At 42.5% G+C, this 13,897-nt stretch carries 10 protein-coding genes; 8 read left to right on the top strand and 2 right to left on the bottom strand.

The window, feature by feature from the left end:
- Window positions 1-177 precede the first annotated feature (177 nt).
- The 8 genes from NBX03_RS02895 (at window position 178) to NBX03_RS02860 (ending at window position 9,619) form a co-directional block, all read left to right on the top strand.
- Window positions 178-1,434, top strand: coding sequence for an argininosuccinate synthase (locus NBX03_RS02895; RefSeq protein WP_250229279.1), 1,257 nt, complete (start codon window positions 178-180; stop codon window positions 1,432-1,434).
- 69 nt (window positions 1,435-1,503) lie between these two features.
- On the top strand, window positions 1,504-2,904 hold the full coding sequence (gene argH / locus NBX03_RS02890) for an argininosuccinate lyase (RefSeq protein WP_250229278.1): 1,401 nt from the start codon (window positions 1,504-1,506) through the stop codon (window positions 2,902-2,904).
- A complete protein-coding gene (argC, locus tag NBX03_RS02885) occupies window positions 2,891-3,814 on the top strand; it encodes an N-acetyl-gamma-glutamyl-phosphate reductase (protein ID WP_250229277.1) in 924 nt (307 codons plus the stop codon). Before argH ends, argC begins: the two co-directional genes overlap by 14 nt.
- A 131-nt stretch (window positions 3,815-3,945) precedes the next feature.
- Window positions 3,946-5,154 (top strand): bifunctional ornithine acetyltransferase/N-acetylglutamate synthase, encoded by a 1,209-nt coding sequence (argJ, locus tag NBX03_RS02880; protein WP_250229276.1) that lies wholly within the window; start codon window positions 3,946-3,948, stop codon window positions 5,152-5,154.
- A gap of 20 nt (window positions 5,155-5,174) precedes the next feature.
- Window positions 5,175-6,041, top strand: coding sequence for an acetylglutamate kinase (gene argB, locus NBX03_RS02875; protein ID WP_250229275.1), 867 nt, complete (start codon window positions 5,175-5,177; stop codon window positions 6,039-6,041).
- A 28-nt stretch (window positions 6,042-6,069) separates the two neighbouring features.
- Window positions 6,070-7,248 carry an aspartate aminotransferase family protein gene (locus NBX03_RS02870; protein WP_250229274.1) on the top strand — a complete coding sequence of 393 codons (1,179 nt, stop codon included), beginning with the start codon at window positions 6,070-6,072 and terminating at the stop codon, window positions 7,246-7,248.
- Window positions 7,249-7,561: 313 nt separating this feature from the next.
- Entirely contained in the window at window positions 7,562-8,473 is a 912-nt protein-coding gene (gene argF / locus NBX03_RS02865) for an ornithine carbamoyltransferase (RefSeq protein WP_250229273.1), read from the top strand.
- Between the two features lie 150 nt (window positions 8,474-8,623).
- Window positions 8,624-9,619 carry an SPL family radical SAM protein gene (locus NBX03_RS02860; RefSeq protein ID WP_250229272.1) on the top strand — a complete coding sequence of 332 codons (996 nt, stop codon included), beginning with the start codon at window positions 8,624-8,626 and terminating at the stop codon, window positions 9,617-9,619.
- 905 nt (window positions 9,620-10,524) lie between these two features.
- On the opposite strand, the gene aroF is transcribed toward NBX03_RS02860, so the two are convergent.
- Both aroF and NBX03_RS02850 read right to left on the bottom strand, forming a co-directional pair.
- The gene (aroF, locus tag NBX03_RS02855) at window positions 10,525-11,538 is read right to left on the bottom strand and encodes a 3-deoxy-7-phosphoheptulonate synthase (RefSeq protein ID WP_250229271.1); all 1,014 of its coding nucleotides are present in this window, start codon (window positions 11,536-11,538) and stop codon (window positions 10,525-10,527) included.
- Between the two features lie 705 nt (window positions 11,539-12,243).
- The gene (locus NBX03_RS02850) at window positions 12,244-13,857 is read right to left on the bottom strand and encodes an ABC transporter substrate-binding protein (protein WP_250229270.1); all 1,614 of its coding nucleotides are present in this window, start codon (window positions 13,855-13,857) and stop codon (window positions 12,244-12,246) included.
- Window positions 13,858-13,897 lie beyond the last annotated feature (40 nt).

Raw genomic sequence — 13,897 nt, 5'->3', positions numbered from 1 at the left:
TTGTATATTTGGTGCAAGATGTATTTTTATCCATATAATATCAGATTTTTTAATTGCCTTATGTATAAATATTCACAAATATTAAATATTTATACATTTCTTATTGCGTTTATAAAAATGAATCTTTATAATTATGGATATCACAAAAATCAAAATAATTTTGGAGGGTTGAAAAAAATGAAAAATAAGAAATACAACAAGGTCGTATTGGCATATTCCGGCGGTTTGGACACTTCTGTGCTAATTCCCTGGCTGAAAGAAAACTATGGCTGCGAAGTTATTGCCGTTTCTGCAAACGTTGGTCAGGCGGATGAACTGGAAGGCCTTGAAGAAAGAGCCCTTAGTACAGGCGCATCTAAGCTCTATATTGAAGACATCACCCAGGAATTTGTAGACGATTATATTATCCCCACGATGAAAGCGGGAGCAACCTATGAGCAGTATCTCTTGGGAACTTCTTTTGCGCGCCCCATTACTGCAAAGCGCATTGTAGAAATTGCCCTTAAGGAAGGCGCCGATGCGATTTGTCATGGCTGCACCGGCAAGGGCAATGATCAGGTTCGTTTTGAGCTTGCCATTAAGCATTTTGCACCTCATATGGATATTATTGCGCCATGGCGTTTCTGGGAGCTGAATTCCCGGGATAAAGAAATTGACTACGCAATTAAACATAATATTCCCCTTAAAATAAACCGTGAAACAAATTATTCCAAGGATAAAAACTTGTGGCATTTGTCCCATGAGGGGCTGGATTTGGAAGATCCGGCAAATGAGGCGCCTCTTAATAAAGAAGGCTTCCTTGAGATGTGTGTTTCTCCTGAGCAGGCGCCGGATAAGCCAACTTATGTGACGATTCATTTTGAAAAGGGCGTTCCCACTGCTATTGACGGCGTAGAGATGGACTCGGTTTCTTTGATTTTAAAGCTCAATGAGCTGGGGGGCGCCAATGGCTGCGGCATATTGGATATTGTAGAAAACCGTCTGGTGGGTATGAAAAGCCGCGGTGTATATGAAACCCCCGGCGGCGCGGTACTGTATGCCGCACACCAGAAACTTGAAGAAATTACCCTTGACCGTGAAACAACCCACTATAAGCAGCAGCTTGCCCTTAAATTCGCCGAGCTGGTTTACAACGGCCAATGGTACACCCCCCTCAGAAAAGCCATGAGTGCCTTTGTGGATTCTACCCAGGAAACTGTAACCGGCGATGTAAAGCTTAAGCTCTATAAAGGTAATATCATTCCGGCGTCGGTAACTTCACCCTATTCTTTGTTCTCCGAAGCTATGGCAACCTTTGACGAATCGGACGCTTTTAATCATGGGGATTCCGAAGGCTTCATTAATCTGTTCGGCCTGCCGATCAAGGTACGTGCCTTAAACAATCAGGCGCTTCAAAAGCAAAAAGGGCTGAGTTTTCCGGGAGTAGAAAAATAAGATAAACTTTGATAGGGTACGGACATAAGCTTCTACCGTATCCTATCCATTATTGAGAGGGGGTATATTATGGCAAAATTATGGGCCGGACGCTTTCAAAAGGAAATTGATCTGGTAGTAAACGATTTTAATTCTTCGATTCGCTTTGACTGTCGTTTATATAAAGAAGATATCGCCGGTTCAATCGCCCATGCAAATATGCTCGGTAAACAGGGCATTATCGAGGGGCATGAGGCAGAGAAAATCGTTGAAGGTCTTAAGGCAATCCTATCTGATATTGAAGGGGGTAAAATTGAGTTTTCCCCGGATTATGAAGATATCCATATGAATATTGAACAGCTGCTGACTGAGCGCATTGGAGATACAGGCAAACGCTTACATACGGGCCGCAGCAGAAATGACCAGGTTGCACTGGATATGCGTTTATACGTTAAGAAGGAAATTAATGAAATCATCAGCCTGATTCTTAAATTTATGACGGCTCTTTGTAAAAAGTCTCGTGAGAACCTGGAAACGGTAATGCCCGGCTATACCCATCTGCAGCGTGCCCAGCCAACAACATTTGCACACTATATGATGGCTTACGCTAATATGCTTAAACGTGACGTAAGCCGTCTTACGGATTGTCTCAAGCGTATGGATGATATGCCTCTTGGCTCCGGTGCACTGGCTTCTACCACCTATCCCATTGACCGTGATTTTGTACGGGAACAGCTGGGTTTTCAGCGTTTAACCGACAACTCACTGGACGGGGTTTCTGACCGCGATTACTGTGTAGAGCTGTGTTCGGATTTATCCATTCTCATGATGCATCTTTCCCGACTGTCTGAAGAAATTATTTCCTGGTGCTCCTGGGAGTTTAAATTTATTGAGCTGGACGATGCCTACTCCACCGGCTCGTCGATTATGCCCCAGAAGAAAAACCCCGATGTATGTGAGCTTATCCGTGGTAAAACCGGCCGTGTTTATGGTTCCCTTACCACAATGCTAAGTATGCTGAAAGGTCTCCCTCTTGCGTATAACAAGGATATGCAGGAGGATAAGGAAGCTGTTTTCGACGCCATCGACACTGTTAAACAGTGCCTTGAAGTGTTTATTCCCATGTTCTCAACCATTTCGCTTTGTAAAGATAATATGCGTAAGGCGGCGGCCAAGGGCTTCCTTAATGCAACAGACTGTGCCGATTATCTGACGAAAAAGGGCATGCCCTTCCGAGATGCTTATAAAATCGTCGGAAGTCTTGTAAATGAATGCATCAAGTCGGATAAAACACTGGAAAGCTTAACCCTTGAGGATTTTAGGGCAATTTCTGAATCCTTTGGTCCTGATATATATGATGCGCTGGATTTAAACACCTGTGTTCAAGAGCGCAAAGTGCTTGGCGGGCCGGCGCCTAAAGAAGTAGAGCGTCAGATTAATGTCATTGAAGCTTTTATCAAAAGCGAGGTGGAGTCTCATGATGAAGCCTAAAATTTACATAGACGGAAAGGAAGGCACAACCGGTCTTCAAATTTATGAAAGACTGGGTAAGCGTTCTGATTTAACGCTTTTATGCATCGAAGAGGCTAAACGAAAGGACAGGGTAAAGCGTTCCGAACTGATTAATTCGGCGGATATTGTTTTCTTATGCTTGCCTGATGAAGCAGCTATTGAGGCTGTCTCTATGATTGAAAACCCAAACATCCGTGTCATTGATGCATCTACGGCTCATAGAACGGCGGCAGGCTGGGATTTCGGCTTTCCCGAGCTTTCCCCAAAGCATCGTGAGGCAATTGCTAATTCCAATCGTGTAGCGAATCCTGGCTGCCATGCCTCAGGCTTCATTGCGGCGGTTTATCCCCTTATACAAGATGGTATTATCTCTATTGATTTTCCTTTCACCTGTTATTCCCTGACGGGGTATTCCGGCGGCGGTAAGAAGCTAATCGAAGAATACGAAGACGAAAACCGCGATTTGCGGCATGAATCCCACCGTATTTACAGCTTGGGGCTTAATCATAAGCACCTGCCGGAAATGCAGTATATCTGCGGACTTTCTGCTCCGCCTCTTTTTGTACCTATTCTTGGCGATTTCTATAAAGGCATGGCAACCACTGTAATGCTTCCTGGCTATAGTGCAGGGCGTATTCACGAAGCACTTGCAAAGCGCTATGCAAATGAAAGCCTGGTTACAGTCGCCCCCTTGGGCGGAGCCGAGCCTGTAATTTATGCAAGCGCTAAGGCCGGCAAGGATTCCTTGGAGCTGATTGTTTCCGGCCATGGGGACCAAACTATCGTTACGGCACTCTTTGATAACCTTGGCAAGGGGGCTTCCGGCGCAGCAGTACAAAATATGAATATTATGCTTGGTTTGGATGAGGCCGCAGGGTTAAACATATAAACATGAATCTTCCTTTTGACTTTTAATTTAATGAGTTTTCCTAAGGCTATCGTAAATAAGCTCTGTCTTTTTTGGAGTTTATTTACGATACCATGCAATCAACCCTTCCAAGATAAATGAGGTGATTAAGTATGAATATTATTTCCGGCGGCTTATGTGCTGCAAAGGGTTTTAAAGCAGGCTCTACCCTTTGCGGCATAAAAGAAAGCCAAACAAAAGAGGATCTTGCCATAATCCTATCGGATTGCCCGTGTACAGCAGCGGCAACGTATACCCTGAATCAAGTGAAAGCCGCTCCCCTCTATGTTACAATGGAGCACCTTAAAGACGGTACTGCCAGAGCAATTGTCGTCAATTCGGGCAATGCCAATGCCTGTGCACCGGAAGGTATGGAAAATGCCCTCCGGCAGGCAAAAGCGGCCGCTGATTTTTTAGGCATTGATGAAAATCAGGTTCTCGTAGCCTCTACCGGGGTAATCGGCCAGCGATTAAATATAGAATGCATTGAAGAAAACATCGGCAATATAAATTTGACCTATGACGGCTCCGAGGCGGCAAGTATTGCCATTATGACTACGGATACACACCCAAAAACGGCGGCAGTTGAGTTTATGATAGGCGGTAAAATCTGCCGAATGGGGGGTATTGCCAAAGGCAGCGGCATGATTCACCCAAACATGGGTACAATGCTTTCTTTTATTACTACCGACTGTGCCATTACACAGGAAATGCTGCAGGAAGCCCTTTCGGAAAGCGTAAAACGCAGCTATAACCGTGTGACCGTTGACGGAGACACTTCCACCAACGATATGTGTGTTGTACTGGCAAACGGTACGGCTGAAAATAGAATCATTGAACAAAAGAACGAGGATTACAATGCCTTCTATAATGCGCTCCATGAGGTAAATATCAGCTTGGCCCGCCAAATTGCGGCAGACGGCGAAGGCGCTACCAAGCTTATTACCTGCATCGTTCGAGGCGCCGGCAGTGAAGAAGCAGCCGAGGCTTTGGCAAAGTCTGTTTGCGGTTCAAGCTTAGTTAAGGCGGCTATCTTTGGCGCAGATGCAAACTGGGGCCGTGTACTGTGTGCAATGGGCTATGCCAATGCCTCATTTAACCCTGCATCGGTTCGTATTAGCTTTTCATCAGGCGCAGGAAATCTCATGGTTTGTGACCAAGGGCACGGTGTGGATTTCGACGAAGCCCTTGCCAAGAAAATTCTTTTAGAAAAAGAAATTACAGTTGAAATTGACCTTTGGGAAGGTAATTCTGCGGCCGCCTGCTGGGGTTGTGATTTAACTTATGATTATGTAAAGATTAACGGCGATTACAGAACCTAAAGGAAAGGAAAGATAAGCTCATGATTTTTGATGCGGAAGCCAAAGCAAATATATTGGTAGAAGCCCTGCCCTATATTCAGGAATATTACGGCCGGACGGTTGTAATAAAATACGGCGGCAATGCCATGATTAATAAAAATTTAAAAGATGCAGTCATTCATGATATTGTGCTTTTAAATTTAGTCGGGATAAAAGTGGTGGTAGTCCACGGCGGCGGTCCGGAAATCTCCGACATGCTTAAGAAAATAGGAAAAAAGTCCTATTTTGTCAACGGCCTGCGGTATACAGACCGGGAAACCATGGATATTGTTCAGATGATTCTCTGCGGTAAGGTCAATAAAGACCTTGTCACTCTTTTGGAGAAAGCCGGAGGCAAGGGGATCGGCCTTGGGGGTATGGACGGCGGCTTATTTCAGGCCAAGCGCCTAACCGACGAAAAAGGAACCGACTACGGCTATGTTGGTGATATTGTGGAAGTAAACCCCCAGCCGGTGATTGATATGCTTAAAAACGGATATATCCCCGTCGTATCCAGTGTTGCCTGCGGCATCGATGATGAAACCAATTATAATATCAACGCCGATACTGCGGCGGCAAAATTAGCAATCGCCCTCGGAGCAAAAAAACTGATTCTGCTGACAGATGTCTGCGGCCTCCTCCGTGACCCTAAGGATGAAAGCACTTTGATTCACAGACTTAGAGTATCGGAGGTGCCCGCCTTAATTAAAGAGGGCATTATCTTAGGCGGTATGATTCCAAAGGTGGATTGCTGTGTGGAAGCCGTGCGAAAAGGCGTTGAACGGGCAAATATTCAAGATGGACGTGTACCTCATTCAATTTTAATTGAGCTGTTAAGTAAAGACGGTGTCGGTACAATGTTTGCATAAAATTTAAAGAGAAAGCGAGGCGATTTTTATGACTTATCAAGAACTTAAGGCCCGGGAACAGCAATACGTCATGAACACCTACGGCCGCTTTGCCATTGCCCTTTCTCACGGCGAAGCATCTAAGCTTTGGGACATTGAAGGCAAAAGATATATTGATCTTAGCTCGGGCATCGGCGTATGCAGTGTGGGCTACAATAACAAAAAGCTCGTTGACGCCATTGCAGAGCAGACACAGAAGCTAATGCACACTTCAAATTTATTTACAACTGCCCCTATGGTGCAAACTGCCAAAACATTAGTGGAAGCTACCGGTATGGGCAAGGTTTTCTTTGCCAACTCCGGTGCAGAGTCTAATGAGGGCGCAATCAAGCTTGCAAGAAAATATTCTTATGATAAATACGGCAAAGGCCGGAGCAAAATCATAACACTGAAAAACTCCTTCCACGGCCGTACCATAACAACCATCAGCGCAACAGGGCAGGATAAATTCCATGATTATTTCTTTCCCTTTACCGAGGGCTTTGATTTTGCCGAACCAGGCGACATCAATGATATGAAGGCTAAAGCGGATGCTGCCGCCTGCGGGATTATGATAGAGCTGATTCAGGGCGAAGGCGGTGTTTTGCCTATGGATCAGACATTTGTCAAGGAAGCGGAAACTCTGTGCCGTGAAAAGGACTTGCTGCTCATTATTGATGAAGTTCAGACCGGCATCGGACGCACCGGCTCTTTATTCTGCTTCCAGCAATACGGCATTCAGCCTGATATCGTAACGACCGCAAAAGGCTTAGGGGGCGGCCTGCCTATTGGCGCAGTAATCGCCGCTAAAAGCTGCTGTGATATACTTGGCCCGGGAACCCATGCTACAACTTTCGGCGGCACGCCAACCGTATGTGCCGCGGCAAATGCCGTTTTAGATATTGTAAATCAGCCGGAATTTTTAGAAGAAGTAATACATAAAGGAGAATATTTGACAAAGGGCATTCTTTCGCTTAATTCTGATAAAATCGAAAGCGTCCGGGGTATGGGGCTTATGATCGGCATTTTTGTTAACCCCGAGGAGCGTGCTGATTTAGTTGCCGCTTGTTTAGAAAAGGGCCTCCTTGTACTTACTGCCGGCACTGAAACCATCAGGCTTCTGCCTCCTCTAACCATTTCTTATGAAGAAATAGATGAAGCTCTTTCAATTATGAAAACTATATTTTAAATGAGATATAGCTAATTTCTTATAAAAAATAACAAAATCCTATTTCCTATAAATTCAAAAACACAGATTTCCTTCGGAAATAGAGTGAAATTGCCTTTATACCGAAATAGGTAATAGGGCTTTTAATGTATAAAATCAAATAAAGGCAATTTTCCACAATGCCTTTATTATATTTCTCTAAAACGCAGTTTTAAGTCTGCATAAAGATACGGTTTCATTACCGTTTCATTTTAAATTCACAAGAACCTTTTTAAGTACCCTTATTATAAAAACCTTGCGGCTGATATGCCGCTATCCAAAGGGAGGAAACAACATGAAACATTTACTCAAGCTGCTGGATCTCAGCACCGAAGAGATTATCGGCATTCTGGATATGGCAGATCAGCTCAAGTATGAGAAGAAAAACAATATTTCACACCGCCTGTTGGAGGGGAAGTCCATCGGGCTTATTTTTCAAAAATCCTCAACCCGCACCCGTGTATCCTTTGAAACAGGGACATTTCAGCTTGGCGCCCAGTCTCTCTTTCTATCTGCCCGTGATTTACAGATTGGCCGCGGGGAACCTATACAGGATACGGCCCGGGTATTATCCCGCTATCTGGACGGCATTATGATTCGTACCTTTTCCCAAAAAGAGGTAGAGGACCTTGCAAAGTTTGGCTCGGTACCGGTAATTAACGGCTTGACAGACTTTGCCCACCCCTGTCAGGTGCTTGCCGATCTTATGACAATCCGAGAAAAATATGCTTTGCTTGAGGGGCTGAAAATGTGTTATATCGGAGACGGCAATAATATGGCAAACTCCTTGATTGTCGGCGGCCTTAAAACAGGTATGAAAGTCTCTGTTGCGACACCTGTAGACTATCGCCCTGATCCCCAGGTGATGGCGTTTGCTGAAAAAAGCCCCAATTTCTTCATTACAGATGACCCTATGACAGCGGCAGCAAATGCCGACATTATTATCACAGATACTTGGGCATCTATGGGCATGGAAGAGGATAAGGAAGCCCGCATAAAGGCTTTTGCAGGCTATCAGGTAAACGATGCTTTGATGGCGGCGGCAAAACCCGGCGCAATGGTACAGCACTGCCTTCCTGCTTATCGCGGGCAGGAAATTACAGAGGAAATTTTCGAAGCCCATGCTGATGAAATTTTTGAAGAGGCTGAAAACCGCCTCCATGCTCAGAAAGCAGTTATGGTTACACTGATGAAGGCGTATTCATAAAGGTGCTTTAAGCTTTAGATATTATCCAAAGACAAACACTGCACAGGCATCCTCATATTCGGAACCTATTTTGTGCAGGCAGGATTAACGTGCATAAGAACTCTCGTATTGGGAAAAATATTTTAAAATCAACGAAAAGAGCATAAGAATATGTATCCTGATAAAATATTTTATGAACCTGCCGTGCTTCATTACGAGCTTGGCACGAAGCTTAGGGAAAAATTTAATACGGTCCCATGGATTCCAATTGAAAGCCATAATAATATAGAACAGCTGCGTAAAAATGAGAATAATCAATTTGCTAAAATGAAACAGCACTTAATTATCGGTGTAAGAAAGTCTCTGAAATATACGCCGAATCACAAAGTATCTGATTTTCTCGTCCCCTATACCTCGTCCGGCTGCAGCGCCATGTGCCTTTATTGCTATTTAGTATGCAATTATAATAAATGTGCCTATCTCCGGCTTTTTGTCAACCGGGAGCAGATGATGGCAAAGCTTGTAAAAACCGCTGGGGCCTCCCATAAAGATATTGTTTTCGAAATAGGCAGCAACAGCGATTTGATACTGGAAAATACGATTACACAAAACCTTGAATGGACCATTGAAGAATTTGCAAAAAAGGAGAAAGGCTTTCTCACTTTCCCGACCAAATTTGATATGGTAGAACCCTTGACATCTTTAAATCACAAAGGAAGAATCATTATACGCATGAGTGTAAATCCTCAAGAAATAATACGTAAAATTGAATTCGGAACATCTCCTTTATCAAAAAGAATTGATGCCATTAACCAAATGAGCGCCGCAGGGTACAAAGTCGGTTTATTGATTGCCCCTGTTATTATGGTAGAAAACTGGAAAGCGCTTTATAAAGAGTTGATTGAGCAATTGGCGGACCAGCTTTCTGAAAAAACGAGAAAACAGCTTATTATTGAAATTATTTTTATGACATATAGTTATGTTCACCGTGCTATTAATCAAGATGCCTTTCCCAATGCAGTAAATTTGTTTGATGATAAGCTCATGACAGGAAGAGGAAGAGGAAAATACTGGTATCGCCAAGATATTCGAACTGAAGGAGAAGAATTTTTACGTAAAGAGCTTTCACAGAAATTAAGTGATGTACCAATTCTCTATGTAATTTAAAATATAGTGTAAATTTCTTATAAAGAAGTAACAAAAACCGATTCACTAGGGATTTATGGCTATCAAACAAAAAATAAGTTTGATAACCATAAGAAAACGCGAACTTAAAAAAGATTTACAGGCTTACGCCTGTATCCTTTTCCAAGTTCGCGTATAGACAATTTCATTTTAAACAGTAAGGCAGAATAAATTTCACCAAATCATTCATTCAAATAAAATGAAATTGTTTTGTTCCTATTTAAACTGAGGATTATTATAATATAAAAACATGGATTTTATTCGGAACCATAGTGAAATTGCCTTTATACCGTAATAGATATAAGCCTTTCAATATATATAATCAAATAAAGGCAGTTTCACAAAGGCGCTTTATTATATTTCTTCTATAGTTAAAGAGTTTAATTACAGTAATAAAAATCGTATATTTTGAATGGCTTAATATAAGTGTTTCTATTATATTAAGCCGTTTATGAAAAATAGATTTTTGTTACTTCCTGAAGGATATTTTACTCTAAAACGCATTTTTGAATCCTCGTATAGTCAATTTGCTTTTATACCGCCATAAGTATTTAGCTTTAGAGAACATAAAATAAAAGAAAAGCAAATTGACAACGCTGCTATTTCATATGAATTCAAGAAGTATACGGTTTCGTTACTGTTTCACTTTAAATTTATTATAGATTTCTATTGAGCGTATTACTTCACGTGCAGCGCCTAAGACTGTTGTAAAGCTCCATAACCTATAAAGAAATATCAGCTAAGGACCATGGGCTAAGCCCATGGTCCTTAGTTGATATTTCTTTATAGCCCATTTTCTCTTATACCGCTGTAAGCTTTTTGCTTTGGCTGACATAAAATAAGAGAAAATCAAATTGACAATGCTGCTATTTCATTAAAATCCAACTTTACCCCATAACTTTTCCTTCAAACGCTATGCGTTCTTTTATTATTTCCATTACATGGCTGAATTCATCGAAATCCAGAGATTGTGCCCCGTCACTTAAGGCTTCCTTCGGATTATTATGAACCTCAATCATTAATCCATCGGCCCCTGCCGCAATGGCGGCTTTCGATAAAGGCTCAACCATCCATGCAGTTCCTGCGGCATGAGACGGATCAATGACAATTGGCAGATGTGAAAAACGTTTTACAATGGGAATTGCAGATATATCTAAATTATTGCGAATGCTTGGTTCAAAAGTTCTGATTCCCCGCTCACATAAAATTACGTTCCGGTTGCCTTCCGCCATGATATATTCTGCCGACATAAAAAACTCTTCCATGGTACTGGATAATCCTCTTTTCAGAAAAATAGGCTTCCGGGTACGTCCCAATTCCTTAAGCAAAGTGAAATTTTGCATGTTTCTGGCACCTACCTGAATAAGGTCTACATCCTCAAATAACGCCAAATGTAGTTCACTCATAATCTCTGTAATAATGGGCATGCCCGTGGCTTTCTTTGCCTTTAAGAGCAATTTCAAGCCGTCTTCTTTCAGGCCCTGAAATGAATACGGCGATGTACGGGGTTTAAATGCGCCGCCCCGTAAAAATCCTGCACCGCTTTTTTTAACTGCCTCGGCCACTGCAATGATCTGCTCCTCGCTTTCCACTGAACATGGGCCGGCAAATACGTTAAAGTATCCCTGACCGATTTTATGGCCTGCAACTTCTATTATGGTATCATCGGGATGAAACTTACGATTTGCTGCTTTATAAGGCTCTGTAATTCGCTTTACATCAGCAACAATTTCATGCGCCCGAAGTATTTCCATATCTATTGCGGAAGTATCGCCAATTAACCCTATAACCGTTGTGGTAGCGCCCTCTGAGTAATTGATACTTAGCTCCATACGCTCTAAACGTTTTATAAGATCCCTTACTTTTTCCTCATTGGCCTTTGGCTTTAAAATAATAATCATTCTCCTGCTCTCCTTCTATAAAAATTTGTTTGACTGCAGCAAAGTTTAAACTTGCTATGCAAATCTATACTGGTACTTTCTAAGTTTACAGGGCTTCTTTAAACCATATCCGCCTTGTTCTCTAAGTTCCTACCTTTTTGTATCAAAAAGCCGGTAACCTTTGCTATCAAAGGTTACCGGCCGTATCTTTTACGATTCAGGCTTATATACACCTATACGGCAATCTTATGACAACAAAAATAACCTGCGCTATAAACAACCCAGGCGTAGCCATAATAATATAATTTTGCCAGATAAACACGAATCATCATAAAATCCCCTAATACTTAACTATACGTGTGAGAATAACAGGATATTTTGTAATTGTCAATATTTATTTTACGCCAAATCAGGCCAAGCTTATGAAAGCGTTTATCCTGCCACCAAAATAAAATTTAGACAATACACTATAGGAACCCTTACAATTAATTGGGATTAGGAAAACTCCGCCGTAAAGCAAAAATACTTTCTCATCAAATTGATTAAGGTCTGGGTTGCTTTACTATTCATTTTCTATTCTATAGTTAAGGAGATACCTTATTTTCTGCATCTCTTTGTTTTAATCCATTTCCTTTTATTCATAGCCCCTTTGTGATAAAGATGCCCTGGAATAAAGAAAAATTAAATCCTGTTTGTTTTTAAAGCCAATTTTCTACTGTACCCATATTACTTTATATGTATTTGGGATATAACAGTATAGCTGGGGTCAATATAAAAATCATAGCCAGCAACTGCCGTGCTGCTCCAGATACCTACTTCATGGGAACGGGTTAAGGGTACCAGAAGAGCCTGATCTGCTATGGTCGTCAAAACATGTTTATAGATTTCCTGTACTCTGTTCATATCGGCTGTGGCATTAAGTTCGTCAAGGATACCCTCTTCAAAGAAATTTACGTATTGCATAGATAGAGGGTCTGTGCTGACAGCCGGATTCATATTGGTCACAACAGCACTGGGATCAAAAGCGCCGCCATAGGTGTTGGCAAGCAGCAGAGGGCTGGTAGACATCGCCGCATAATAAGTCATCATATCACCGGATATAACATTAACCTTGATGCCAATTTGTGCAAGCTGTCCTGCAATGGCTAGCGCAGCATTATCAATACTTGCAAGGCTGGTCATGTAGTTAAGGTCTACTTCAAAAGGTATTCCGTCCTTCTCTACAATTCCATCGCCGTTTGAATCGGCCCACCCTGCCTGCTTAAGCAGCTCTTTGGCTTTATCAAAGTCGGTTGCATATGTGGTCAGCTCCACATCGCAGTAAGGTGCGCTTTTCGGAAATAACGTTTCAGCTGCCGTCTCAAGACCATTGAAAACGGACGCTTCCAATGCAGACTGATCAATGGCATAAGCAACTGCCTGGCGCACCCGAATATCATCAAAAGGAGCAGTCGTAACGTTCATACCCAGATAGCGCGTCAGACTGGCCCGTTCATTCATGCCAGTATTAAAAGAAGCATCTGAGGAAAGCTCGCTGTAACCGTCAAAACTAATACGGCTGGAGCCAAGAATCCCATCAATTTCACCATTTCGCAGGGCAAGAAGCTTTGCATCATTATCTTCAATCACTTTAACTTTAAAGGCATCCGCTTCAGGCGCTTCACCCCAATAATAAGGATTGCGAATAAACGTATAAGTATTATTCGTAAAATCACCAGTGTACATATACGGCCCCGTACCGAAAGATGCGGTTTGGAAGGGTGCACCATAGGTCAAGTCCTCAGCGCCCTCAAAGGCCACGGGATTCGCAATTGCCAGAGGACAGCTCATAGTTAAGTCGTTAAGTGTATTGTAATAAGGCTGAATGAGGTTAATGACTACCGTATGCTTGTCCACAACCTCGATGCTATCGAATAAAGCGGAAAGCATACCGTAAGAACCGTTGTACATGCCAAGATTAAATACGGCGGCCTCAAAGGATACTTTCACGGCCTCCGCCGTCAAATCCGTGCCGTCTGAAAACTTAACACCCTCACGCAGGTGAAAGGTATAACGCTTTCCATCGTCGGTTATTTCCCAATCCTCAGCCAGTTCTCCTACAATTTCTCCCTTATCATTATAGCTGACCAGCGTATTGTAGAAATTTCGGCTCCAGTAGATAGAACCATAGTTTGGAGAAACGCTTGGATTGAGAGCAGGTGCAATACCGGAAGCAAAATCCCAGCTTTCGGCAAGTGTCACAACTTTTTCTTCAGCATCTTTTGCAATGTCTCCGTCCGAACTTTTGATATCTGTACTATTTCTTTGGGCCGAAGTGCAGCCAGCAAGCGCAAAGCACATAGCAGCAGCAAGCACCAAAGGAAGAATTTTCTTAGACTTC

The sequence above is a fragment of the Anaeropeptidivorans aminofermentans genome (assembly GCF_940670685.1).
GTDB lineage: Bacteria > Bacillota > Clostridia > Lachnospirales > UBA5962 > Anaeropeptidivorans > Anaeropeptidivorans aminofermentans.
This window is presented reverse-complemented; position numbering and strand designations above follow the sequence as displayed.

What these genes read in the sequence shown, in the direction of transcription:
- NBX03_RS02895 (WP_250229279.1), top strand. Translation starts at nt 178, where the DNA reads ATGAAAAATAAGAAATACAACAAGGTCGTATTGGCATATTCCGGCGGT.
- argH (WP_250229278.1), top strand. Translation starts at nt 1,504, where the DNA reads ATGGCAAAATTATGGGCCGGACGCTTTCAAAAGGAAATTGATCTGGTA.
- argC (WP_250229277.1), top strand. Translation starts at nt 2,891, where the DNA reads ATGATGAAGCCTAAAATTTACATAGACGGAAAGGAAGGCACAACCGGT.
- argJ (WP_250229276.1), top strand. Translation starts at nt 3,946, where the DNA reads ATGAATATTATTTCCGGCGGCTTATGTGCTGCAAAGGGTTTTAAAGCA.
- argB (WP_250229275.1), top strand. Translation starts at nt 5,175, where the DNA reads ATGATTTTTGATGCGGAAGCCAAAGCAAATATATTGGTAGAAGCCCTG.
- NBX03_RS02870 (WP_250229274.1), top strand. Translation starts at nt 6,070, where the DNA reads ATGACTTATCAAGAACTTAAGGCCCGGGAACAGCAATACGTCATGAAC.
- argF (WP_250229273.1), top strand. Translation starts at nt 7,562, where the DNA reads ATGAAACATTTACTCAAGCTGCTGGATCTCAGCACCGAAGAGATTATC.
- NBX03_RS02860 (WP_250229272.1), top strand. Translation starts at nt 8,624, where the DNA reads ATGTATCCTGATAAAATATTTTATGAACCTGCCGTGCTTCATTACGAG.
- aroF (WP_250229271.1), bottom strand. Translation starts at nt 11,538, where the DNA reads ATGATTATTATTTTAAAGCCAAAGGCCAATGAGGAAAAAGTAAGGGAT.
- NBX03_RS02850 (WP_250229270.1), bottom strand. Translation starts at nt 13,857, where the DNA reads ATGTGCTTTGCGCTTGCTGGCTGCACTTCGGCCCAAAGAAATAGTACA.